General features: G+C 49.8%; 21 protein-coding genes. 9 read left to right on the plus strand and 12 right to left on the minus strand.

What is annotated here, in order from left to right:
* Window positions 1-45 precede the first annotated feature (45 nt).
* The 6 genes from nuoB to ACFS7Z_RS06155 all read left to right on the plus strand — a co-directional run bounded on the left by nuoB (window position 46) and on the right by ACFS7Z_RS06155 (window position 7,654).
* Window positions 46-615, plus strand: coding sequence for an NADH-quinone oxidoreductase subunit NuoB (nuoB, locus tag ACFS7Z_RS06130; RefSeq protein ID WP_377482391.1), 570 nt, complete (start codon window positions 46-48; stop codon window positions 613-615).
* Between the two features lie 25 nt (window positions 616-640).
* Window positions 641-1,237, plus strand: coding sequence for an NADH-quinone oxidoreductase subunit C (locus ACFS7Z_RS06135; protein ID WP_377482393.1), 597 nt, complete (start codon window positions 641-643; stop codon window positions 1,235-1,237).
* Window positions 1,238-1,288: 51 nt separating this feature from the next.
* The gene (locus ACFS7Z_RS06140) at window positions 1,289-2,500 is read left to right on the plus strand and encodes an NADH-quinone oxidoreductase subunit D (RefSeq protein ID WP_449301445.1); all 1,212 of its coding nucleotides are present in this window, start codon (window positions 1,289-1,291) and stop codon (window positions 2,498-2,500) included.
* 139 nt (window positions 2,501-2,639) lie between these two features.
* Complete coding sequence (locus ACFS7Z_RS06145; protein WP_377482395.1) at window positions 2,640-3,494, plus strand: phosphatase PAP2 family protein; 855 nt, start codon at window positions 2,640-2,642, stop codon at window positions 3,492-3,494.
* Between the two features lie 71 nt (window positions 3,495-3,565).
* Window positions 3,566-5,986, plus strand: a complete 2,421-nt coding sequence (locus tag ACFS7Z_RS06150; RefSeq protein WP_377482397.1) for a DUF5686 and carboxypeptidase-like regulatory domain-containing protein — start codon at window positions 3,566-3,568, stop codon at window positions 5,984-5,986.
* Window positions 5,987-6,136: 150 nt separating this feature from the next.
* On the plus strand, window positions 6,137-7,654 hold the full coding sequence (locus ACFS7Z_RS06155; protein ID WP_377482399.1) for an NAD(P)H-hydrate dehydratase: 1,518 nt from the start codon (window positions 6,137-6,139) through the stop codon (window positions 7,652-7,654).
* Here ACFS7Z_RS06155 and ACFS7Z_RS06160 read toward each other — a convergent pair.
* The 11 genes from ACFS7Z_RS06160 to ACFS7Z_RS06210 form a co-directional block, all read right to left on the minus strand.
* The gene (locus ACFS7Z_RS06160; protein WP_377482401.1) at window positions 7,644-8,540 is read right to left on the minus strand and encodes a hypothetical protein; all 897 of its coding nucleotides are present in this window, start codon (window positions 8,538-8,540) and stop codon (window positions 7,644-7,646) included. The genes ACFS7Z_RS06155 and ACFS7Z_RS06160 overlap by 11 nt on opposite strands.
* A 119-nt stretch (window positions 8,541-8,659) precedes the next feature.
* The gene (locus ACFS7Z_RS06165; protein WP_377482403.1) at window positions 8,660-9,235 is read right to left on the minus strand and encodes an inorganic diphosphatase; all 576 of its coding nucleotides are present in this window, start codon (window positions 9,233-9,235) and stop codon (window positions 8,660-8,662) included.
* A 60-nt stretch (window positions 9,236-9,295) separates the two neighbouring features.
* A complete protein-coding gene (gene pafA, locus ACFS7Z_RS06170) occupies window positions 9,296-11,011 on the minus strand; it encodes an alkaline phosphatase PafA (RefSeq protein WP_377482405.1) in 1,716 nt (571 codons plus the stop codon).
* A gap of 168 nt (window positions 11,012-11,179) precedes the next feature.
* Window positions 11,180-12,070 carry an ATP synthase F1 subunit gamma gene (gene atpG, locus ACFS7Z_RS06175; protein WP_377482407.1) on the minus strand — a complete coding sequence of 297 codons (891 nt, stop codon included), beginning with the start codon at window positions 12,068-12,070 and terminating at the stop codon, window positions 11,180-11,182.
* Window positions 12,071-12,137: 67 nt separating this feature from the next.
* Window positions 12,138-13,718 carry a F0F1 ATP synthase subunit alpha gene (gene atpA / locus ACFS7Z_RS06180; RefSeq protein ID WP_377482409.1) on the minus strand — a complete coding sequence of 527 codons (1,581 nt, stop codon included), beginning with the start codon at window positions 13,716-13,718 and terminating at the stop codon, window positions 12,138-12,140.
* Between the two features lie 2 nt (window positions 13,719-13,720).
* Window positions 13,721-14,278, minus strand: a complete 558-nt coding sequence (gene atpH / locus ACFS7Z_RS06185) for an ATP synthase F1 subunit delta (protein ID WP_377482411.1) — start codon at window positions 14,276-14,278, stop codon at window positions 13,721-13,723.
* A gap of 62 nt (window positions 14,279-14,340) precedes the next feature.
* Window positions 14,341-14,835, minus strand: a complete 495-nt coding sequence (locus ACFS7Z_RS06190) for a F0F1 ATP synthase subunit B (protein WP_377482413.1) — start codon at window positions 14,833-14,835, stop codon at window positions 14,341-14,343.
* Between the two features lie 150 nt (window positions 14,836-14,985).
* Window positions 14,986-15,252 (minus strand): ATP synthase F0 subunit C, encoded by a 267-nt coding sequence (gene atpE, locus ACFS7Z_RS06195; protein ID WP_115568153.1) that lies wholly within the window; start codon window positions 15,250-15,252, stop codon window positions 14,986-14,988.
* 39 nt (window positions 15,253-15,291) lie between these two features.
* On the minus strand, window positions 15,292-16,323 hold the full coding sequence (gene atpB / locus ACFS7Z_RS06200; protein WP_377482415.1) for a F0F1 ATP synthase subunit A: 1,032 nt from the start codon (window positions 16,321-16,323) through the stop codon (window positions 15,292-15,294).
* A 44-nt stretch (window positions 16,324-16,367) separates the two neighbouring features.
* Window positions 16,368-16,751, minus strand: a complete 384-nt coding sequence (locus ACFS7Z_RS06205; protein WP_377482417.1) for a hypothetical protein — start codon at window positions 16,749-16,751, stop codon at window positions 16,368-16,370.
* A 5-nt stretch (window positions 16,752-16,756) separates the two neighbouring features.
* A complete protein-coding gene (locus ACFS7Z_RS06210; RefSeq protein ID WP_377482419.1) occupies window positions 16,757-16,993 on the minus strand; it encodes an AtpZ/AtpI family protein in 237 nt (78 codons plus the stop codon).
* A gap of 304 nt (window positions 16,994-17,297) precedes the next feature.
* On the opposite strand from ACFS7Z_RS06210, the gene porW reads away from it, so the two are divergent.
* From porW to uvrC, 3 genes are read left to right on the plus strand one after another with little or no spacing between them, the layout of a single operon-like run.
* Entirely contained in the window at window positions 17,298-20,198 is a 2,901-nt protein-coding gene (gene porW, locus ACFS7Z_RS06215; protein ID WP_377482421.1) for a type IX secretion system periplasmic lipoprotein PorW/SprE, read from the plus strand.
* Between the two features lie 4 nt (window positions 20,199-20,202).
* Window positions 20,203-22,524, plus strand: coding sequence for a penicillin-binding protein 1A (locus ACFS7Z_RS06220; protein ID WP_377482423.1), 2,322 nt, complete (start codon window positions 20,203-20,205; stop codon window positions 22,522-22,524).
* A 12-nt stretch (window positions 22,525-22,536) separates the two neighbouring features.
* Window positions 22,537-24,354: an excinuclease ABC subunit UvrC gene (gene uvrC, locus ACFS7Z_RS06225; protein ID WP_377482425.1), complete on the plus strand. Its 1,818-nt coding sequence runs from the start codon at window positions 22,537-22,539 to the stop codon at window positions 24,352-24,354.
* A gap of 97 nt (window positions 24,355-24,451) precedes the next feature.
* On the opposite strand, the gene porN is transcribed toward uvrC, so the two are convergent.
* The gene (gene porN, locus ACFS7Z_RS06230) at window positions 24,452-25,318 is read right to left on the minus strand and encodes a type IX secretion system ring subunit PorN/GldN (RefSeq protein ID WP_377482426.1); all 867 of its coding nucleotides are present in this window, start codon (window positions 25,316-25,318) and stop codon (window positions 24,452-24,454) included.
* Between the last annotated feature and the right edge of the window lie 3 nt (window positions 25,319-25,321).

The raw sequence follows: 25,321 nt of genomic DNA on the forward strand, positions 1-25,321 counted from the left end.
CGGTACTATAAAATCAAGATAGCATTAAATACACTCAATCCAATTATGGAAGCAAAGACTGGAGAAGGAGGAGTAGTCATCACGAAGTTAGACGACCTGTTAAACTGGGCCCGGCTGACCTCGCTGTTCCCGATGGGTTTTGGTTTAGCGTGCTGTGCCATCGAAATGATGGGTGCCTACGCATCCGGTTATGATATGGACCGTTTTGGTATCATTCCGCGTGCCTCGCCGCGCCAATCCGATGTAATGATTGTGGCTGGCACTGTTACCTTTAAGATGGCTGATCGTATACGCCGCCTTTACGAGCAGATGCCGGAGCCGCGCTATGTTATTTCCATGGGCTCCTGCTCTAACTGCGGCGGCCCATACTGGGAACACGGCTATCATGTGGTAAAAGGCGTTGACCGTATCATTCCGGTGGATGTATATGTGCCAGGTTGTCCACCGCGCCCAGAGGCCTTGATTGGTGGTTTTTTGCAGCTGCAGGAAGTTATCAGAAAAGAGACCATACGTGCCCCGAGAGCCGTGCAGCAGATTATGGCGAAGCGGGCACAGCAGGGGCAACTCGTAGCTGATGCAGATAAGATGGCAGAACCAGCAATTTCTAATTCTTAATTTCTAATTTCTAATTAAATAAAAGGTGTCTTTTGAGGAATTAAGAGATTTTATAGTTGTTACTTTCGGTGCGGAGGTAATAGTAACCGAGAGTGCAAACAACCTGCAGCCCTACATCGTGCTGCAGACAGAGCGCCTGTCAGAGGTTTGCCTCACACTGCACGACCACGCACTGACGTATTTCGACTTCCTCTCCTGCGTCACCGGTATCGATAACGGCCCGGAGGCAGGCACCATGGAAGTAGCCTATAACCTGTACTCTATCCCCTACGACCACCACCTGATGCTAAAGGTGCAGGTGCAGCGCAATAATACACCGGAACAGCCGATACCGCAGGTGCCCACTGTCAGCCACATCTGGCGCACTGCCGACTGGCACGAGCGGGAGGTGTTTGATATGGTAGGCATCTATTTTAAAGATCACCCGGACATGCGGCGTATCCTGTGCGCTGCTGATTGGGAAGGCCACCCTCTCCGCAAAGATTATGAGTTGCAGGATTACTACCACGGCATTAAAGTGGCTTTCGATCAGCACAACGAGCTGAATGGTTTTAAAGGCGAGCCGCAGCAACTGGTGGGGCAACCTACACCTTTCTCAGATAAGCGCGAGAAGCCGGAGTAAAGCCATTTGGCCGTACGCTCCCATTCATAATTTATAATTCAGCATTCATCATTGGAAACCTCCACTCTCTATAAAAACTACCTGCTGCAGTCAGAGCCGAACAAGTTCAGTCTGGATAATCTGAAGGACGGCGAGATGATTGTGAACATGGGGCCGCAGCACCCGAGTACGCACGGGGTACTGCGCCTAGAGGTGGTAACGGACGGGGAAATTGTGACGGACGTAGCGCCGCACATTGGCTACCTGCACCGCTGCTTCGAGAAGCACGCTGAGCACATGGCCTATAATCAGACCATTCCTTACGTTGACCGCATGGACTACCTGGCGGCCATGAACTCAGAGCATGTATGGTGTATGGGCGTGGAGAAACTGCTGGGTATTTCAAACCAGATACCAAAGCGGGTAGAGTACATCCGGGTGCTGGTAGCGGAACTGAACCGCATTGCCTCGCACTTTGTCGCCATCGGTACTTACGGCATCGATATAGGGGCTTTTACGCCTTTCCTGTGGATGCTGCGTGACCGTGAGCACATTCAGCGCCTGCTGGAGTGGGTTTCCGGTGCCCGTATGCTGTACAATTACATCTGGGTAGGCGGCCTGTACTATGACTTACCCATCGGCTTTGAAAAGCGCTGCCAGGAGTTCATCGATTACCTGCAGCCTAAGCTGGATGAAATAGACACGGTACTGCTGGAGAACAAAATCTTCATCGACCGTACGGCCAATGTGGGCATACTGCCGCTGGATGTGGCTATCAACTACGGCTGCTCCGGCCCCATGCTGCGCGGCTCCGGCCTGAAGTATGATTTGCGCCGCATAGATGGCTACAGCGTTTACCCGGAACTGGAGTTCGAAGTACCGACCGGGACCGGGCTGGTAGGAAGTGTCGGCGACTGCTGGGACCGAAATTATGTGCGGGCGCTGGAATGCCGTGAGTCTGTCAAAATCATACAGCAGTGCCTCGACCGCCTGCAGGGAGATTATAAGCGCACTCCTGATTTCGACCCGCAGGCAGCATGCCCGAAAAAACTCCGCACCACCGGTACGCAGGAGTTGTATTTCAGAGCTGAGACGCCGCGTGGCGAACTAGGCTACTTTTTCCGGACAACAGACCGCAGCGATGTTCCTTTCCGCTGCAAAGGACGCTCCCCCTGCTTCTCCAACTTGTCGGTACTGCACGAGATTGCCAAGGGCTGCATGGTAGCCGACCTCATCGCTATTGTAGGGTCAGTGGATATTGTGCTGGGTGAACTGGACCGGTAAGTACGTTCATTAAGAGCAGATAATATAACAAGATATAAGACAAGTATATAACCCACAGCAGTAGTACGCGTTAAATTTTAGGTAACAATTACGTAACATTGGGAGTGAGCAGAACTTCCTCCTACCCTACTGCATACCTATGAGATGGAATAAACTGCTAACGGTACACCTGCTCTGGCTGAGTGTGCTGTTTGGTCCTGCTGCAGCTGTGGCACAAGTACAGCCACAGCCACAAAAGAATACCCGAACCGATACCCTCAAAGTAATATCGGATGATTCGTTTGTACCGCCCGATACGGTGCTTCCGGGGCAGAAGAAGCCATTCACGGAGTCGCAGCGCCTGGAAGCCGATAACAGTCGCTTTCTTAAGAGAGCTGTTATTCCGGCTGCAGTACTTATTGGTGTGGGCGTTTATACCACCGGGGGCCGGGGCATCATAAACAGCCAGGATATCTTCGACTACAGGACCCGGGTATTCCCTGAGTTTGCCACCAATGCCGATGACTTTCTTATGCTGGCGCCTCTGGCAGGTCTGTATGGGTTTAATATCATATCATCCCAAAACCGGCACGAACTAAGCCGACAGACAATCCTGCTGTTTGCTGCCGGAGGACTTACCTCTGCCATGGTATGGCCAACCAAGAAACTAACAGACATCGAACGGCCGAACGGGAAACCGCATGCTTTTCCCTCGGGTCACACCGCCTACGCTTTTACCATTGCCACTTTCATGGATAAAGAATTTCGCCACAAGAGCCCGTGGATAAGTGTAGTGAGCTATGGTATTGCGGGTGGAACGGGTGTGCTGCGGGTACTCAACAATGCCCATTGGATGTCGGATGTACTGGCAGGCGCCGGAGTAGGTATACTTTCGGTGAATACCGTGTACTGGATACATGCCAAGTTAACCGAAGGCGGCGGCCTGAATACTGCTGTGGTACCTGTTGTGTTGCCAAACGGCAGCCCGGGTATGGGCTTCTATATGCAGTTCTGATATACAACATACCAGCAAAGGCGCTTCTTCTGTAGCAGGAGGAAGCGCCTTTTTCTTTTTATCTTTACCAAATGCTCTTACAACGCTTTCTCCTGTTCCTGTGCTTCTTGTGTTTTATAGGTGCTCCCTCACTCGCACAGGTGCGGGAAGTGCAGGGCGTGGTGCGGGATGCGCGAACACGTGAAGTACTTCCGTTTGTAAGCATCGCAGCCAATGAGGGGGAAACGGGAACCACTACTAATCTGGACGGAGAATACAGGCTGCGGCACAACCGCCCGATTTCGCGCCTTCGGTTCAGCTATGTAGGGTATGCGCCGCAGATTATCTATCCTGATTCTTCACAAAGTATACATGTTTTTCTGCAGCCATCATCGGCACAACTGCAGGAGGTGGTCGTGCTCAGCTCCGGGCGGAACCCGGCGCACCGCATTATACGGCTGGCTAACGAGAACCGCGACCGGCACCGCCCTGAAAACCTGCAGGCTTATACTTACCGCACCTACAATAAGTTTGTGCTGACAGCCTCCGACGCCCGGGAGCAGGATTTAAGTGAAGTACAGCAACTTTCGCCACAGGATTCTGCTTATCTCAAAATGCAGAAATTGCTGGACCAACAGCACCTGTTCCTGCTGGAGAGCGTGACGGATTATGCTTTCCTGCAGCCGAACTTCGCGAAAGAGACAATACTGGCCACGCGGGTATCTGGTTTGCAGCAGCCGAGCTTTGGGGTGGTGGCAGCCGAGTCACGTGATTTTTCTGTGTATGATGACATGCCTGTTTTCTTTGGGAAGCGCTATCTCAGCCCCCTGAGCACAGGCAGCACCAATAAGTATCATTTCGTGCTGCAGGAGGCTAACGTGGTGGGGCAGGACACGGTGTTCATCGTCTCCTTTAAACCGCAGGAAGGAAAGAATTTCGACGGGCTGGAAGGGCTGCTGTATATTAACAGTGATGCCTGGGCCGTGCAGCATGTGCTGGCGCAATCGGCAGATAAAGAAGGCCGCGGCGTGAAGCTGCAGCAGCAGTATGAGCAGGTAGGGCCGCAGCAGCAATGGTTTCCGACTGAGCTGGATGTGGAGATAAGCGTGCCGCAGGTTACGTTAAGAGGGCACCAGCCATACGGGCACATCCGCACCTACATCACCAACATCGACCTGAATCCCAGCCTGCGTAGATCCGATTTTGGTGTTATTTCCCTGCAGCAGAAGGCAGATGCCCACCTGCAGCCCGATAAATTTTACCAGGGATACCGCCCCGATTCGCTCAGCCTCCTGGAGCAACGCACCTACGAGCGCATGGATAGTGTGGGCAAAGCCCAAAAGCTAGACCGTACTATTCGTGTGATGGAATACCTGGTGGCGAAGCAAATCCCTATTGGCCCCGTCAGCCTGGACCTGAACCGGCTCTTCCGTTTGGGTGCTTTTGAAGGGCTGCGCCTTGGCATAGGTGCTCATACAAATGCTTCGTTTTCTGAGCGGTTTATAATCGGGGGCTACTGGGCGTACGGTTTCCGGGACGAAGAGGCAAAGTATGGTGCGGATGCCGCTATAGTGTTGCACCAGCCATCTGAGCTAAAGCTAAAGGCTGCTTTTTTTAAGGATGTGCTGGAGCCGGGCGGCAGGCGCTTTCCTTTCCAGCAGCGCAGCCTCCTTGGAGATGTACGTCCTGCCTTGCTGCCTGCACTGGATTATACCACTCACAAAAGTGTGGCGCTGTCAGGAAGGCTGCTCCGTTACCTGCAGGCGCAGGCAATGCTCCGGCAGGAAGAGCGCCGTCCTACCCTCGGCTTTTCTGCTGCGGATGCGCCGCAGCCTGCTTATAACCTAACCGAGGCTGTGATAGGTTTCCGGTATGCCTATGGCGAGAAATTCATGCAGCAGTTCAACCAACTCATGCCTATGGCAACAGAGTACCCTGTGTTGTGGCTGCAGTATACCCGTGGAATTGACGGGTTATTGGATGGTGATTTCGGCTACAATAAGTATGATGTGCGGGCAGAAGCGTCCTTCCGCCACCGTACCTTTGGCGAAAGCAGTTTTACCTTATCCGGGGGATTGGTAGATGGCAACACCCCCTTTGTAACCCTCTACAATGGCTTTGGCAGCTACAATCCGGAGTTCTATACGTATGCTGGCGAAGGCTTTGAGACGATGCTCCCTTACGAGTTCTTCTCCGACCGCTATGCCGCCCTCTTATTCTCGCAGAACTTCGGTAAGCGCCTTCTGCGTACCAGTTTTTTTAAGCCTGATATAGTAGCAGTCACCAACATGGGATGGGGCAATCTGAAGCAGCCGCTACAGGATATTATCCTGCAGGAAAGTTATCAGACCATGGAGAAAGGCTTCTTTGAATCAGGGTTGCTGCTGAATAACATCATCAGCTCACCTTTTACGGGTATTGGTGTCGGAGCCTTTTACCGCTATGGCCCCTATGCCTTTGATGAGGCGAAAGATAACCTGAAAATAAAGATGACCCTGACCTTCGCGTTCTAAATAGCCTCGACTGCTTGTTACTCTCTCTTGCAGGTTATGGCAGAAGCACTGAGCTTGGATCTAACGCCGGTAACAAAGTTTTCTCTTCCTGTAAAGACGAACCTCCATATTCAAATCTTAGTATATTGAGGAAACCTTGAATCAACCTATATGAAACTTCTTACCGCTGCACAAATCAGGGAAGCCGACGCTTTTACTGTTCAGGAGCAAAATATCTCTTCTTTGGATTTGATGGAACGTGCTGCAAAGGCCTTTACCGGTTGGTTTGAGAATAAATTTCAACCTTCAGAGGAAGCCTTTATTTTCTGTGGGCCCGGTAACAACGGCGGTGATGGGCTGGCGGTAGCAAGGCTTCTGCACGAGCGGAAGTACAAGGTGCAGGTATTTATAGTGGGCGATACAGCCAAAGCGTCCGAAGACTTCAAGGCAAATATGGAACGCTTGCCGGACGAAGTGCAGCCACAGAAGATAGAAGAAGAGAAGGACATACCGGAGCTGCCACTTATAGCCTGTGTGATAGATGCCCTTTTTGGCACCGGCCTTAGCAGGCCCCTAACAGGCCTGTACGAGGAACTGGTGGAGCAACTGAACAGCAGCGGCGCCTGCATCACCTCCATCGACATGCCCTCCGGGCTTTACACCGACAGCCAGACACCGGAGGGGAGCACCATCATTCAAGCAGACAATACCGTTTCCTTCCAGTTGCCGAAGCAGGCTTTCTTCCTGCCGCAGCACGAGGAGTATGTTGGGGAGTGGCACGTGGTACCTATTGGGTTAAGTGAGCAGTTTATCTCAGGGGTTGATACGGACATGTTCTTCACTACTAGGCGGGATGTGCAGCACCTGCTAAAGCGCCGAAGGAAGTTTTCGCACAAAGGCAACTATGGCCATGCGCTGATGCTCTGTGGCGGCTACGGCAAAATGGGGGCAGCCGTGCTGGCAGCAAGGGCCTGCCTGCGAAGCGGTGTCGGTCTTTTGACCATACAGGTGCCCTCAGCGGGATATACCGTGTTGCAGACAGCCGTACCGGAGGCAATGACACTGACAGACCCTAACCGCAAACACCTCTCCGACTTACCGGAAGACATAGATAAATATGATGTCATTGGTATGGGACCAGGTATCGGTACAGCGCCTCCTACTAAAACCGCTATCGGGCAGTTGCTGGCCACCTCTTCTCATCCTTTAGTCATAGATGCCGATGCTATCAACATCATCGCCAGCAGCGATCGCCTGAAAGAGCAGCTTCCGAAGAACAAGGTAATCTTCACTCCCCATCCAAAAGAGTTTGAGCGGTTGGTAGGGAAGGCAAAAAACGATTACGAGCGCCTGCAGCGCCTCCGGGAGTTTTGCCAGGAACATCAGTGCTGCGTGACGCTAAAAGGCAGCCACACCGCTGTTGGTACTCCTTCCGGCAAAGTATACTTCAACACCACGGGCAATTCAGGCATGGCAACCGGTGGTACCGGCGATGTATTGACAGGCATCATTACAGCACTGGTAGGGCAACAGTATGATCTGGAAGAGGCTTGTATCCTGGGCGTGTATGTGCACGGGCTTGCGGGAGACTTAGCACTGCGAACAGTCGGGGAAATCGGTATGACGGCTTCTGACCTGATAGACCACCTGCCAAAGGCATTTATGTGCCTGCAGCAGCCTATGTCATAGCTAAGTATACTAAACCTGCATGCAAGAGCATAGCACCGTCAGCCAGCAGGGCGTAGTATATCCGGGGCTTGCTTTCTGACGAAAGCGATATGACCATAGCAGCTCCTACGACACTCCCTATCAGCGCCCACAGCACCAATCCGCTTTCAGTAATAAGCAACAGCAGCACATATAGCAACAGCAGCCCCAGGGAAAATAGCCGCGTGTTTTGTATGCCTATCCATCCTGGAAACGTCAATGTGTTGGTGTTGCGGTCATAGGCGTAATCACGTATGTCGAACAGCAGGGCGAGGGCGAGTATGAACAGGAAGCGGCGCAGGAAGAGCCACAGCGGCGCTGCTTCCCACAACGGGATACCTGCATCCATCAGCGGCACCAAAACAGTGACAGCCGCCCACACATACGCTATCAGGAACACTTTCAGAAGCGGAACACTGCGTAGCGGCTTTACCACTTTCTTTTTGAACCGGAAGGGAACGGTATAGCCAATCGAAATGAGGGCCAGGTGCAGCAGAAACCAGCCATTTATCTCTAAGCTAAAGCCAAAGTATATAATGGCGGCAATTGCTAGGCTAATAGCCCCTACCCCGGCCAGCAACTTCTTATTCCGCTGGCTCCAGACACTGCTGTTTCTGTAGCTCTTTTGCCTTGGATAGCGCAGTATGCTCTGTATACTGCTTAAATTGTAGGTAAACAGGGTAGCCAGAAAAACAAAGGCAGCGACAGGTAAAGACACTGATGCTTCTGCCAGCAGGTACGTCTCTATGGTTAGGCTGTAGGCACAGAAGGAGATGAATACATGGCTGTACATCACCCCCCCTGCTATACGCTCACAAAGCGTATAGAAATCAGTTCCTGCTATGCTTCTGCTCCTGTACTGCTTCATCTTACATGCAATTACGCAACAAATCAGCCTACATTCAAAAATCGCTGGCCTATCTGTCCGTAAAGCAAAAAGCCCGGCACAGAAAGATCCACGCCAGGCTTAACAGGTTATAAAGATTACTAAAGCGCCCTTGCTTTCTTCTGAGGCTCGCCGAAAGTAGTGTTATACAGGTCAATGCTATCCTGAATGATTTTGTATGCATGCTCACGGCCCAGGAACTGCTCTACAATTACTTCTTTGTGCTCGAGTTTCTTGTAGTCTTCAAAGAAGCGGCGCATTTCCAGCAGGGTGTGCGGCGGTAACTCAGATATATCATTGATATGGCGCACGGACATGTCGTTGTTTGCCACGGCTATGATCTTGTCATCTTCCTCGTTATTGTCTATCATCTGCATTACACCAATTACTTTGGCGTCAATCAGGCACATGGGCTGCACGTCGATAGAGCAGATCACTAGGATGTCCAAAGGGTCTTTATCGTCGCAGTACGTCTGCGGAATAAAGCCATAGTTGGCTGGGTAATGTATAGATGAGAAAAGCACACGGTCAAGCTTGAGCATGCCGCTTTCTTTGTCTAACTCATATTTAGCCTTAGAGCCTTTCGGTATTTCGATAATAGCCGATAGTACTGCTGGAGCCTCTTCACCGTAGCTCACATTGTGCCAGGGGTTACTGTTGTCCATATTGTTCTCCATATTAATTTTCTTTAGTTGTTAAGCGCCGTCTGTTTTCTGTCTTCTTCAGGCATTATGGGTTTATTTCATGTACTCTTGTAAAGGCCTGCCCACGCTACCGTTTGGCTCCTGTATATAAAGCCAGGAGGCAATGGTAGGGGCAATATCTGCTATTTCAGTCGGAACCGAGCTTTCTCCGGGCTGCACGTTCCAGCCATACCATATAAGTGGCACGTGCGTGTCGTAGTTAGAGTATGATCCGTGGGTAGTGCCCTTTGGCTCTCCTGTTCCGTACCCTTCAAACCAACCGGGTTGCAGTAGGATGATAACATCGCCGGAGCGCCGGGCATTATAGCCGTTTTCTACGCGTGCCATTAAACCCTGGTTCCAGCTGGTGCTCTGTAAGGCTATCGCAGGAACAGCCCGCATAACGGCCTCAAAACGCAGCAGGTAACTTGCCACGCGTTGCTGGACATCTGCTAAGTCTAGCTTCTTGCCGTCGATGAGGCTCCTGTTCAGATATAGCTGCTGGTTTGTATAGCGCTCTACCCATTCTCCGTTGCCGTACATCTTGTCCAGGTAAGTTTCTATAGAGTCGCGTACCGTGCCGGAGTTTGCCACCCCCGAAGGAACGTTCATTGTTTTAAGGAAACCCGGTACATGGGCAGCGCCGTGGTCGGCTGTCAGGAAGTACAGCACTTCGCCTTTCCCTACCTCATCTTCTACTTCGTCTATTAGCTCAGCCAGTTCCCTGTCCAGGCGCAACATAGCATCCTGAAGCTCAACGGAGTTTGGTCCGAACTTATGGCCAATGTAATCAATGGTAGAAAAGCTAACTGCCAGGAAATCTGTGTACTTTCCTTTTCCCAGCTCTTCACCTCTCAGGGCGGCCAGTGCAAAATCTTTTGTTATGGTGTTGCCGGCAGGTATGGAGCGTAGCAGCTCATAATCTTTCTCCCGGATGGCCGGGATGTTGTGCGGGAACGTAGGTTGCTGCTCCCCTGGCAGTGTCTCTTCCCAGGCTACATTGTCTGCAGAGCTTTCTGTATATTGATTTATTGGCAGCAGTGTGTTCCAAGGCTGGTTCAGGAGCTGGTCCGGGTATTTCTTGTTGTTGAATTCCTGCACCCATTGTGGTAGATCTTCCATATAGTAGGTACTGGTTATCCAGTTTCCGCTTGGTGAGTCGAACCAATAGGCTGCATTGCCTAAATGTCCAGCAGGCAAAATAGAGCCGCGGTCTTTCAGGGCAACACCAACCACTTTAGAGCCCATGTTGGTGGCCAGGCGAAGTTCATCCGTTACAGTGGTTGTTAATAAGTTGGCAGGAGACATTTCGCCGGCTGTAGAAGTACTTCCTACCGTCTTCACCATTTGGTCTTCTACGCAATAAACCATTTTGTTCTGCTCACGGCTATACCAGTTATTGCCGATGATGCCGTTGATGGCAGGCACGCTGCCTGTATAAACGGAAGCATGCCCTGGGCCAGTGTAGGTGGGAACGTAACTGTACTGGTTATTCTTGAAGTTAAAGCCCTGCTTTACCAGTTTCTTGATGCCGTTGTCGCTGTACTTATCCCAGAAGCGGTACAGGTAGTCATAGCGCATCTGGTCTACCACAATGCCTACCACTAGTTTCGGCCTTTGCATCACGGTTACGCTGCGCGTAATCTGCCCTGCTGCGTTGCCCTCTGTCGTGTTGGTTTGGGTAGTTCCCGCACATGCACTCAAAACCAGCAGGCAAACTGCTGCTGCTTTTGTTAGAAGGCTGCCCCTGAAAAGCGTTTGCTCTTTCATATCTAGTTTCTTCCTGTTACAAATGTAACAGGTATAAGTCTTTCCTGCTTTTTGGGATGTGCCTGTTCGCTTATTTCACAAAATGATAATTTTACCTGGACAGGTTTCTCTAAAAAACAAACAGCGCCCACCGTTCTGATGGGCGCTGCTGTATAAGACTTTGTTTCTTTATTTTGCTGCCAGCGCCTCTGCACCACCCACAATCTCCAGGATTTCTTTGGTGATGGCCGCCTGGCGTGTCCTGTTATACGTCAGCTTCAGTTCTTTCAGAAGCTCACCTGCGTTCTCGGTTGCTTTGTCCATGGCTGTCATACGGGCACCATGCTCAGAGGCGTTAGACTCCAGCACAGCTTTGTACACCTGTATCTTCAGTGACTTCGGTATCAGCTCCTCAATGATCTGCTCTTTAGACGGTTCGAAGGTATAGTCTACCAACATCGTAGCCTTATCCGTTGCCTCAACAGGTATTTCCTCTAATGGCAGGAACTGCTCCTGGCGCACAACCTGCGTGGCTACGTTCTTGAACTCATTGTAAACAAGATCCACCTGATCATACTCTCTTGCCGCAAAACCATTCATGGCGCGCTCTGCAGCAGGACGAACATTATCAAAGGAAAGGTTCGTGAAGACGGTGCTGTACTCATCTATCACAGGCATGTTTTTTTTCTTGAAGGCATCAAGCCCCTTTTTACCGATGGTAAGTACCGTAACATTGCCGGCAGCTGCCTGGCTGCTGTACTTGCGCTCGATCAGGGCTACTACGCTTTTCACGATGTTCGCGTTAAAAGCGCCGGCCAAACCACGGTCTGAGGTTACAGCTATGATCAGCACGTTGTTCACATCCCTCCTTTCAGAGTAGATGTTATTCACAGAGCCTTCTGTTTGCGACGACAGGTTTGCTAGGATGCCGCTCAGGCGCTGTGCGTAAGGGCGCATGCGCATGATGTTATCCTGTGCCCGTCTAAGCTTCGCAGCCGACACCATTTTCATGGCTTTTGTAATCTGCTGTGTCGAAGATACCGATACAATACGGCCTCTAACTTCCTTTAAACTCGCCATCTTGTTATATAAGCATAAAGTTAGCGGCTATAAGCATGTGCCTCCTAGCCGCTAACCCTGATTATGACTATTTTTTGTACCTGGCTGACAGCTCTTTTGCCACCTGCCTCAATGTGCCTGTTATCTCATCATCCAGTTTACCGGCTCTCAGTGCCTTCAGCACATCGGCGTGCTGTGCACGGAGTGTACGCTGGTAATCTTTCTCAAACGCTCTTACCTCTTCTACCGGAACATCATCCAGCAGTCCGTTGGTAGCGCAGTAAATGATGGCAACCTGCTCTTCTACCGCTACAGGAGAGAATTGCGCCTGCTTCAGGATTTCCATGTTACGGCGGCCACGCTCAATAGTAAGCTTGGTAGACGCATCCAGGTCTGAACCGAATTTGGCAAACGCTTCCAGTTCACGGAACTGCGCCTGGTCCAGCTTCAGTGTACCTGCTACCTTCTTCATCGACTTAATCTGAGCCGAACCACCTACGCGCGATACCGAGATACCTACGTTAATAGCAGGACGTATACCAGCGTTGAACAGGTTTGTCTCCAGGAATATCTGGCCATCCGTAATAGAGATTACGTTTGTCGGGATATAGGCAGAAACGTCACCAGCCTGTGTTTCGATAATAGGAAGAGCCGTTAAAGAACCACCACCTTTTACCAGGTGCCTGATAGAATCAGGAAGGTCGTTCATGTTACGGGCAATCTCATCAGAGGTAGTCAACTTCGCGGCACGCTCCAGTAAGCGGGAGTGCAGGTAGAATACGTCTCCTGGATATGCCTCACGTCCCGGAGGCCTTCTCAACAGAAGCGATACTTCACGGTAAGCCACTGCCTGCTTCGAAAGGTCATCGTACACCACCAGTGCCGGACGGCCTGTGTCGCGGAAGAACTCTCCGATAGCAGCACCTGTAAATGGCGCGAAGAACTGCATTGGAGCAGGGTCAGCTGCAGAAGCAGCCACTACTACGGTATAATCCATAGCACCGCCTTCTTCCAGTGACTTCACGATTTGCGCTACAGTAGATGCTTTCTGGCCAATAGCTACATAGATACAGAATACAGGCTCACCTCTTTCGTAGTACTCGCGCTGGTTCAGGATAGTATCGATGGCTACTGCTGATTTACCAGTCTGGCGGTCACCGATGATTAGCTCACGCTGGCCACGACCGATTGGAATCATAGAGTCGATTGCTTTGATACCCGTTTGCATTGGCTCGTTTACCGGCTGGCGGTAGATAACGCCTGGTGCTTTTCGCTCCAGTGGCATCTCATACAACTCACCTGCAATTGGGCCTCTACCGTCAATTGGCAGACCCAGTGTGTTTACTACACGTCCGATAATGCCTTCACCAACCCGGATAGAGGCAATGCGTTCTGTTCTTTTAACAGTAGCACCTTCTTTTATTTCGCTGTAGTCACCCAGTAATACGGCTCCTACGTTGTCTTCTTCGAGGTTAAGAACAAGTGCCTGAAGTCCGTTTTCAAATTCCAGGAGCTCTCCAGACTGTGCTTGGGAAAGTCCGTAGATACGAGCGACACCGTCACCTACCTGTAGTACAGTTCCTACTTCCTCTAACTCTGCCTCAGAGCGGAAGTTAGATAACTGCTCTCTTAATATGGCTGATACTTCATCAGGTCTTACTTCTGCCATGATTATAGTTTATTAATATAGGAGTTGTCTTTAAAATCATTTCTCAGCTTGCGAAGACTGTTCTTCACAGAGCTATCTATTTGTTTGTCACCCACGCGAAGCACGAAGCCTCCGATAAGTGACGGATCAACCGACTCTTTCAGTTGAATAATTTTACCTGTTTCAGCAGTAAGCTGCTTGATCAGGAAATCTCTTTGTGCCGGGGCAAGCGGAGCGGCGCTTTTAACCGTTACCACCTGAATGCCTTTCAGTTCGTTATATTGCTTCTCAAATTCTGCAGCCATAAAAGGCAGTACCGATTCACGGTTCTTTCTCGCTACAATGTCGAAGAACATCTGCGTCATTGGCTCTACTTTACCACCAAAGATGCTGTTGAGCACCGCCAGCTTTTTGTATGGCTTTATGATAGGGTTTGTGAGCAGTAGTTCAAAATCCCTGTTCTGATGAACGACTTTGGAGAACAGCAGCATGTCGTTATGAACCTCTTCTAACACTCCTTTCTCGTCCGCCAGTTCAATCAGCGATTTGGCATACCTGGAAGCAACTCTTATATCTGACATAGTCTCTTTTATGATAAATGGTACCTTTCACGAATGTCCGGTACCATTAAGCTTTAGTATGTTTAGGAAAGGGATACTTCGCTTACGTAACTCTGTGCCAGCGCCTGTTGTGCCTGCGGATCGCTTAGTTCTCTTCTGAGAATGCGTTCTGCGATTTCAATAGAAAGTGCGGCAGCTTTGTTTTTCACATCTGCGATAGCAGCGCGCTTTTCGTTTTCTATCGCCTCACGGGCTATGGTTATCATGCGGGCACCTTCTTCGTTTGCTTTCTCTCTAGCCGTCTCAATCAGGTTATTGCCTGCTTCTGTAGCATCCTTCAATATCTTATCACGCTCCAGACGCGCCTGCGCCAACAGCTTCTCGTTTTCAGCCTTCAGGCCCTGCATCTCCAGTTTTGCCTGTTCAGCAGCACTCAAAGCACTTTCGATGGATGCCTCACGCTCATTCAGCGCTTTCATGATTGGCTTCCAGGCGAACTTGCTAAGCAGGAACAGCACGATCAGGAATGTGATCGTCTGCCAGAAAATCAAACCTATACCCGGGGTTACTAATTCCATTGTTTTATAATTTGAAAATGATATCCTTTTTATCCGGCTCTGTCTGCCATTGCAGCACGTTTGCCTAAGTTACTATTTAACTACATTCCTACATTTTTGGACTCAACGTCCAGACCATTCGTCTGGACGTGAGACCAAGACTTAAGCTGATTAGCCTAAGAAAGAGATTAGCAAGCAAACTACCACACCGAAAAGTGCAACACCTTCGATAAGGGCAGCAGCGATAATCATTGCAGTCTGGATACGTCCGCTAGCCTCTGGCTGACGAGCGATAGACTCCATGGCAGAGCCACCGATTCTACCAATACCCAAACCAGCACCAAGGGCTACTAAACCTGCACCGATACCGGCACCCATGATAGCCAGACCATAATCAGTCGCTACTGCTGCTGCTTGAAGCAAAATTGCTAATAACATAATTGTAGTATATATAGTTAAAAAAATAAAAATTCAGAATTAATGTGCGTCACCATGGCCTAAATCACCCACATGGTCATGCTCCTCTACCGCGCCACCGATGTACATCGCTGAAAGCAGTGTGAAGATATAAGCCTGCAGCAGCGCCACGAACAACTCCAGGAAGTTCATGAAGGTGGCAAAGGCCACACTTAGCGGTCCGACTGCAATGCTCTGGAAAATAAAGATTAAGCTGAACAGCGACAGGATAATGATGTGACCTGCTGTGATGTTTGCAAAAAGACGTACCATCAGCGAGAAAGGCTTTGTCAGGATACCGATCAACTCCACCGGAATCATGATGGGCGCCAGCCACAACGGCACACCTGGTGTAGCAAAAATGTGTTTCCAGTAGTTCTTGTTTCCGCTGAAAACCGTGATAAGCAACGTAAGCAGGGCCAGTATCAGCGTTACCGCGATGTTACCTGTTAAATTTGCGCCACCCGGCATCAGGCCCAGCAGGTTGTTAAACCAGATAAAGAAGAACACGGTAAGCAGGTACGGCATATAACGTTCATACTTCGGGCCGATATTTCCCTTGGCAATGTCGTCACGTACAAAGATGATGATGGGCTCGAAGAAAGACTGTATACCTCTTGGCGCTTTGCCTGCGTTCTTTTTGTAACGTGAAGCTATTGTCAGGAAAACCGCGAACAGCAGCACCACACTAATAAAAAGAGAAGCTACGTTTTTGGTGATAGAGAAGTCATACAGGCCAGAGTAACCTTCAACAGGCTCTCCTGCGGCGTTGGCTTTATAGATATGGCCATGCTCCATTACGTAACCATTGTAAGGTACAGTCTCGTGGTTTTCGTCATAGAAGTTATGGGATGAGAAAACCTTCAGTTCACCGTTGTCAAACAGTATAACCGGCAGGTAAAGAACAACGCCATCGGCAAAATGCCAGTTGTAATCATCGGCAATGTGATGCGTGATCATATCGCCGGGCTTGAACTCGCCGCCTTCAACAGGTGCCTCAGCAAACGCATTTAGCGTCAGGAAAGAAAACAATAGAACGAATAACCTCTTCATTAAGAATGATTTAGAAGTAATGTTTTAGAAGCAGCACTGAACCGTTACTCCTGCTTTTTCAAATTGGGCCGCAAGTTACTCAACAAACTGTAAACTTCAAACCCAGTGAAGAGAAAATATAAGGCAAAGAAGTTGAAAACGAACATTAAACGGTCTTCTTTGAAGAAGTAAACATACAGTAGCACCACTCCTATGCTAAGCACCATCCTGAAACCCATCGAAGCCAGGTAATAGACATGCAGGTTTCCGGGATCGTTTTTGTTTCCCAGCTCAATCAGGTAATAGGTAAAGCCTGTAAGGAAGACGAAGAAAAGAAGTGTGTGCCAGATGAGCGGATGCACCACCGTATAGCCGGTAAACTGCAGCAAGGCACCAATCGCAACACAAAGTACAGCCGTTATGATGGCCAAGTCTCTATAGAATTTCACGTATACTACTTTTTACTTATGGATATAATCGTCAGCACCATCGTGCCTATTACTGCCACCAGCAGCAGCACAATGGTGAACCAGGGCTTTTCAGTGCTGAAGTACCCATCCAGCCACCTGCCTGCCAGGGCGGCGAGTACCATGGCTCCGATCATCTGAAAGGCCATGCCGGAGTACTTCACATAGGGCTTTATACTGTCCTCACGCGAAGGCTTTGGCTTCTGCTCTGGCTTGTTCTCCATCTGTCACAGATTTTTTACAAAAGTACTCATTTTATACTGATCTCTGCTGTGCACGCACAAAGGCAGCAAACATAGAAAGTGTCGCCCGGTCTGAAACCATTTACATTTTTGCTTAGTTCAATAGCAGGCTGTAAAACAGACGCTTGTTTAAAGTTGGCAGATTGTTGTATTTTTGTTGGAGGTGCTTTGTCTTTTGGCTCGAAATCAAGGCATATCAGGCTGCGTTGCTTCATACTTTAAGCATAGGCTACAACGTTTATACCTTATATATAAAGTGCTAAAACACCCTGCACACGCTACTACCTTGAATAAAACTTCACTGCACATACTCTTTATCCTGGCAGGTATGCTGTTGGCGGCATGCTCTGCGGAGCGCAACAACCCGCTTAGCAAGACTTACCACAACACCACTGCCCGTTATAACGGCTACTTCCTTGCCAGAGAGAAGATGCGCCTGATCGAAAAGGGGCTGCAGGACCAGATGCAGTACGATTACAACCAGGTGCTCCCCCTTTACCCGCTCATAGACTCTACCACAGCCACGGCCTTTGAAGCTGACCTGGAGGATGTGAAGAAGAAAGCCTCACACCCCATTCAGTATCACCAGAACAGCAAGTGGATAGATAATAGTTACATTGAAATAGGCAAGGCGAACTATTACCAGCTGAACTTTGCCGAGGCGGTGCGCACCTTTAAATATGTAAACGCTACGAGCAAGGATGCCGCTGACAGGCATGAAGCGCTGGTGTGGCTCATGCGGGCATTTATGCAGCTGGATGAGATGGAGAATGCCCAGCAGGTGTCAGAGTTCCTGCGCAAGGAGCGCCTGAACAAGGCCAGTGCTCGCGAACTATACTTGGCACGTGCCCAGTACTACCGCCTGCAGAACGATACCACAAAGGCAATAGAGAATCTGGCGCTTTCGCTCCCTAACTTCGATGAGAAGGATGACCAGTCGCGTGCGCGCTTTATACTGGCGCAGCTTTACCAACTCACAAAACAGAATAAAGAGGCCTATGCGCAATACATCAAGATACTGCGCCGCAACCCGCCTTACGACCTTGGCTTTTTCAGCAGGCTAAACTTGGGGCAGGTAACAGAGCTATCGGATGAGCAGGACAAGGAGCGCATTGCCAGCTATTACAAGAAGATGCTCAAAGACGATAAGAACCTGGAGTACCGCGACAGGATCTATTATGAGATGGCGCAGTTTGAGCTCCGGCAGCAAAACTACGACAAGGCACTGGAACTGCTGCAGCAGTCGCTGAAAACAAAAGGAACACTATCTAACCAGAAAGCTTACAGTTACCTGTCGGCAGGAGAAATTTACTTTGATAAGCTGCACAAGTATGACCTTGCTGCTGCCTATTACGACAGCGCCGTGCAGGTATACCCGCAGCGAGCGCCGGAGTATGAGGCAGTGGCCGAGCGGCGGGATATCTTAGCTGACTTTGCAAAGCAGTACAGCACTATTCAGACGCAGGACAGCCTGCAACGCCTGGGCCGTATGGGCGAGGCCGAGCGGGTGGAGTTTGTAAAGGCGCTGGTGCAGCGCGAAGAGGAGGCGCGCCAGCAGGAAATGGCACGGCAGCAGGAGCAACAGCTGATAGCCGAGAAAGAAAGCAACAGAAGCAATAACAGGCGCAATCAAAACGACACCGATGCTTTTGCAGCAGCCAGCAGCACCACCGGCGTATGGTATTTCGACAACCCTACCGCTATGGCTTCTGCACGGGCTGAGTTTGTGCGCCGCTGGGGCGACAGGCCTTTGCAGGACTTCTGGCGAAACCGCAGCCGTGGTGAGGCGGCCAACCAGGCGGATGTAGCACTTGCCCCTGTTCCGGTAGCACCAGAGGAGAACCAGCCATCGCCGGAAGAGCGTGCGCTGGCTCAGGTACAGCAGTATCTGAAAGACGTACCCGTGACCACGGCAGACATGCAGCGCTCAGAAAAACTGATGGAGGAGGCGCTTTTCCGTCTGGCAAATATCTATGCCCAAAGCCTGAACGACCAGGAGCGCGCTATCCAGACATACCTTGCTTTGCTGGAGCGGTTCCCGAGATCAGAGCATGCCGCAGAGTCATATTACAGCTTGTATTTGCTGTATGGCAAGGCCGGAGATGAACAGCAAAAGCGGGTTTACTATAATAAAGTAAAGCAGGAGTTTCCTAATACAACCTATGCCCGCTTGCTCGACGACTCGAACTTTATGTCGAAGAATGCGGCAGAGAACCTGAAGGCGCACACACTCTACGACTCTGCTTACAGCTTTTATGATGCGGAAGAATACGAGATGACCACTGAAATGCTGAATAAGGTCATCAGCCAGTACCCGCTGAACGATATCCAGGACAAGGTGGCTTTCCTGAGAGCAATGGTAACAGCACGGACGCAGAAACCGGAAATGCTACGGCAGCAACTGCAGCAGTTTAAGGCGGCTTATCCGAAAAGCCCGCTATTGCCACAGGCAGACCAGTTGCTTGCTACTTACCAGGAGCTTGAAAAGAAAAATGAGCTGCGCCAGGAAGCGCCTGCACCTCCGGAGCCAAAAGAGCCCAAGACTGCCGTTGCGCTCTCGCCTGAAAAAGTTAGCATAAATATTGCTACAGCTACAGCGTCGATGGCAAAAGGAACACCACAGTCACTGCCTCCTGCACCTGTAACCCAGGTAGAAGAGCCAAAGCCGCAGCAACAGGCAGAACAGGTGGAGCAGAAGAGGCCGGAAGTTGCCACTGCCACACCGCCGGTTGCTGAGCCCCAGCAGCCTGTTGCTACAACTGCCGTACCAGCAGATTCAGCAAGCGCTCCTACGGCACCTGCTGCTCCGGTTGTAGACCCTTTGGCTTACGAGGCTACGCAAGATTCAGCCTTCTACTTTGTACTCGTGTACCCTTCTGATGCTGCCGCTTTCAAAGATGTGCAGCCGAAGTATGAGAAGTATAACAGCACTTACTACAAAAATCAGAACCTGCAGGTAGATTCTGTGGCTTTGGCAGGTGGCAAAACAATGTTACGAATGGGCCCTTTTGGTGATTCGAAGCAGGCACTGGCCTACAACGTGAAACAAAAAGCTCCGCAGGCTCCGGTAGGTAGAATTAGAGGAGTAGATTTCACTACCTTTGTTATCTCTTCTGCTAACTACCAGAAGTTCCTGCAGAAGAAAGATCTGGAGGCTTATATAGCCTTCTTTAAAAATAATTATTAAGTAAATGGCTACGCGTCAAAAGAAATCTGCACCCACTACTACAAGTAAAGTTTATCCTAAAGTAATCACTGCGCTTTGGCTGTTCTTTGTGGGCGGCTTAGCGCTCTTCATCCTCTACTTATACGCCGTTAGCATTAACTTCCTGAACCTGTTCGGGGAGTTGCCCAACACGCGCGCATTAGAAAACCCTAAAAGTGAACTGGCTTCCGTGGTGTACTCTGCCGACAACGTGCAGTTGGGTTCCTACTTCCGTGAGAACCGCACGCCTGTGGATTACGGAGACTTGCCGGAGAACCTGATAAACGCCCTGATAGCAACAGAGGATATCCGCTTTGAAGAGCACTCAGGCATCGACCCGGAGGCAATGGCGCGTGTGGCTGCTGCCATTGTAACGGGTCGCACAAAAGGGGGTGGCAGTACCCTGACACAGCAGGTGGCTAAGAATCTTTTCAGAACCCGTGGCGATGAGCTGAACAATGGCCTTCTGAATGATGTGCCGGGCATCCGTACGCTTATCCATAAGACTAAGGAGTGGCTGATGGCTGTTAAGCTGGAGCAGTCTTATACCAAGCGCGAGATTCTGGTCATGTACCTCAACATCTTCGAGTTCGGGAGCAATGCCTTCGGAATAGAGTCTGCCTCTAAAACCTTCTTCAACAAAAAACCAGGGCAGCTGGAAGTGCAGGAGTCGGCGGTGCTGGTAGGCCTGTTCAAAAACCCAACCTACTATAGCCCCCGCTACAATCCTGAAAACTCGAAGCGCCGGCGCAACGTGGTGCTATCGCAGATGGTGAAATACGGCTTCCTGGAGCAGGCTGAATACGATAAGCTGAAAGAAAAGGACATTGAGCTGGATTACAAGGTAGAGAACCAGAACGTGGGTATGGCACCTTACTTCCGCACCGAGGCCAGCAAGTTCCTGCGGCAGTGGTGCCGCGAGAATGGCTATGACCTGTATGGCGATGGCCTGAAAATTTATACCACCATCGACTCCCGCATGCAGCAGTATGCGGAGCAGGCAGTGGCAGAGCATATGAAGGACCGCCAGAAAGCTTTTTATGCGCACTGGAAGGGCCGTAATCCGTGGGTAGACCAGACAAATCAGGAGATCAAGAATTTCCCGCAGCAGGCTATTAAGCGTACGGCGCGTTACCGCAGCCTGCACCAGCTGTTTGAAGGAAACGAAGATTCCATCAACTACTACCTCAACAAGAAAATTCCGATGACCATTTTTACCTGGGAAGGGGAAAAAGAGGTGATGATGAGCCCGATGGATTCGCTCAAGCATTACAAGCACTTCCTGCAGACTGGTTTTATGGCCATGGAGCCCCAGACAGGCCATATCAAAGCCTGGGTAGGAGGTATCAATTATAAGCACTTTAAGTATGACCACGTGAAGCAGGGGGCACGGCAACCGGGCTCTACTTTTAAGCCGTTCCTGTACACGGCTGCCATAGAAAGCGGCTATTACCCGTGTTATGAAGTGATAGATACAAAGGTTTGTGTGCCACTGCCGGATGGGACCCAGTGGTGCCCGGACAATGCAGATAACAAGTATAGCGGTGAGAAGTATACCCTTCGAAAAGCGCTTGCCGAGTCTGTTAACTCTATATCCGCTTTTCTAGTAAATAAAATCGGACCTGAAATGCTGGCTAAAACTGCCGAGCGTATGGGAATCTCTACGCCACTTGACCCGACTCCTTCTTTAGCCTTGGGTGCGAGCGATGTATCCCTTTTTGATATGGTTGGAGCCTACGGTACGTTTGTGAACGGCGGTACCTGGGTAGAGCCAAACTTTATCACCAGGATTGAAGATAAGCACGGTAACCTGATTTATGAGCATACTCCTAAAACAGTAGATGTGATTAGTGAGGAAACAGCTTATATGATGGTGCATATGCTGAAAGCTGCCGCTGAGCCAGGTGGTACGGCCTATTATGGCCTGCGTTACCGCAACGGGCTGAAGAACGAGATAGGCGCCAAAACAGGTACTACACAGAATTACTCTGATGCCTGGTTTATGGGTGTAACGCCAAACCTGGTTACAGGAACCTGGGTAGGAGGCGAAGATCGTGCGATACACTTCAGAACAATGAGCGAAGGGCAGGGTGGTAAACTGGCCATGCCTATTTATGGTGCCTTCATGCAGAAAGTATACAAGGATAATTCTTTAGATGTGTCTAAAGACCCATTCCCTAAACCTTTAGCGCCTTTATCTGTAGAATTAGATTGTGCCAGGTACAACCAGGGTGTTCCATTAGACTCAACTGATCAGGATGAGTTTCTGAACCTGCCTACTGAGATTGACCTGGACGCCGATATCTAATATTGATGCTATATGCCAGCGAACGAGAAGCTGAAGGAGAAAATATCGCACCTGCCACACAAGCCCGGCATTTATAAGTTTTTCGACGAAAATGAGATTATCTATGTAGGCAAAGCAATAGACATCAGGAAGCGCGTCAGCTCCTATTTCAACCGCTCTGCCCAGCATAATAAAAAAACGCTTAAACTTGTGTCACAAATTAAAGACATTGAGTTTACTATTGTGGATACCGAGGCAGATGCTTTCCTCCTGGAGAACAACCTCATCAAGCAGTATCAGCCCAAGTACAACATCCTGCTGAAGGACGGGAAGACCTATCCTTATATCTGCATTGTAAATGAGCGCTTCCCGCGTGTTATAACCACCCGCAACAAGCAGAACGATGGCTCCCGTTACTTCGGCCCTTACCCCAGTATCACGACAATGTATGTGGTGCTGGACCTCATCCGGACGCTTTACCCGCTCCGTACCTGTACCTATAATCTATCGCCTGAGAATGTAGCTGCCGGTAAGTTCAAGGTTTGCCTGGAATACCACATTGGGAACTGTAAAGGCCCTTGTGAGGCGCTGGTGGATGAGACGGAATATAATGCAGCTATCTCTCAGATCAGAAATATCCTTTCAGGGAACCTGTCTGTAGCCAAGAACTATTTCAAAGAACGCATGGCGGCAGCCGCAGCCGATTACCAGTTTGAGGTGGCGCACCAGTTTAAGCAGAAGCTGGATATGCTGGATGACTTCCAGACAAAATCCACAGTAGTTTCCAACACGCTTACCAACATCGATGTTTTTACTATTACGAGCAACGAAGACTGTGCTTTCATCAACTACCTGAAGGTCATGAACGGCTCCATCATCCTTACCCAGTCGCTGGAGATACAGAAGAAGCTGGATGAGGAGGATGCTGATATTCTTGCCTCAGTGGTGATACAGCTGCGGCAGGAGTTTGAAAGCACATCCCGGGAGGTCATCACCAATATTGAATTGTCATTGCCTCTTGATTCTATCACTATCTCTTATCCACAGATAGGCGACAAGAAGAAGCTGTTGAGCCTTTCGCTCAAAAATGCTTTGTACCTGCGCAAAGAGCGGGAGAGCCGGCAGGAGAAAAACAAGGATCTAAGCGAGAAGCGTGAACTGCGGGTGCTGGAGACAATGAAGAAGGATTTGCGCCTGACAGAGCTGCCACGGCAGATTGAATGCTTTGATAACTCCAACTTCCAGGGAGATTATCCCGTGGCCTCTATGGTTTGCTTCAAAAACGGGAAGCCCAGCAAGAAAGACTACCGCCACTTCAATATCAAAACGGTTGTAGGGGCAAACGACTTTGAGTCGATGTACGAGATCGTGACGCGCCGTTACAAGCGACTTCTGGAGGAGAATCAGCCTCTGCCGCAGCTGATTATTATAGATGGCGGTAAAGGTCAGCTCAGCATGGCGGTGAAGGCTTTGAAAGACCTTGACCTGTATGGTAAAATAGCGGTTGTAGGTATTGCCAAGCGCTTAGAGGAGATTTTCTATCCGGGTGATTCCTTGCCGCTTTATATAGATAAGAAGTCAGAGTCTCTGAAACTGATACAGCGGCTTCGGAACGAGGCACACCGTTTTGCAATTACCTTCCACCGCAGCAAGCGGGATGCCGGTACTTTGAAAACAGAGCTTACGGACGTGAAAGGATTAGGCCCTAAAACGGCTGCAGCCCTTCTATCGAAGTATAAATCTGTTAAAAAGCTGAAGGAACTCTCACAGGAGGAGTTGGCTGAAGAAGTAGGCAAATCTAAAGCAGCTATTCTTTACTCCTATTTTCATGAGGCCAAGGAAGTAGATTAGCAGCGCCTTTCGGCTCAGCACCACAAGCTAATGCATAAAAAGAAAGGGAGACTCAGCTGAGTCTCCCTTTCTTTTTATGCATTAGCTTGTGGTGCTGTTAGTAGCTCCAAAGGCTGTATTCGTATTCTATCAGTGCTTCAAGAGCATCCTGTGCCGCTAGCAGTCCTTTCTTTCCACCACCGTAAATATCTGCCAGGCCTCTGTCGCCTGGGTTAGAGATCTTAGTAATGTAAGAGCTGAACAACCACAAATCGAAAGCATCAGCTAAGTTCTTGTGCTGCGCATCGTTTTGTGCGTTATACCATATCGCCATTTCTGGCTGAGCCCGGAATACACGCACCAGGTCATCCATTCTGAAAGAGCCTACTGTCTGCTCAAAGCCCAATGCGTTTAAAGTTGCCGGTACTTTGACGGTTATCGTCTGGATATCGTGGTACATGCGCGAACGCTTCTTATCGAATACCACATTCTCTTTCAGCTCCAGAAGGTACAGTTGCTTTGGAAAATATTCGTTGCTTACAGGAGTAGCTGTTTCTGCAACGGCGTCATTACCCAAGGCTTCACCCCACGCATCCAACTCCTCTTCCTTGTTTTCCTGGCCAAAACCTGCTGCAATTTCTTCCTCACTTAAACCACCACCAGTTTCCTTCGGAGTCATATTCGCAATGAATTCCTCACGGGTTAATGGCGTGTTGATAGAGTCAGTTTTATAAGCTGTCAGCTCACCACTTTTCACCGCATTGATGATGATCTTGGTGATCTCCCTGTTCTCAGAGAACATTGGCTTGTTCTGCTTTTCGCGCAAATCAATTTTACGCCAAACCGTTTTCTTGAACAGAATATCTGACTCCGGAATTGGTCTTACGGAAGGGTTGCTTGCCGTTGTATTGGATACCTGCTGTGCCATAGCACCTACAGACAACATCATACCAGCGGCTACACCTATTGCTTTTATTAGTTTCATACT

The organism is Pontibacter toksunensis (genome assembly GCF_042686245.1).
Lineage (GTDB): Bacteria > Bacteroidota > Bacteroidia > Cytophagales > Hymenobacteraceae > Pontibacter > Pontibacter toksunensis.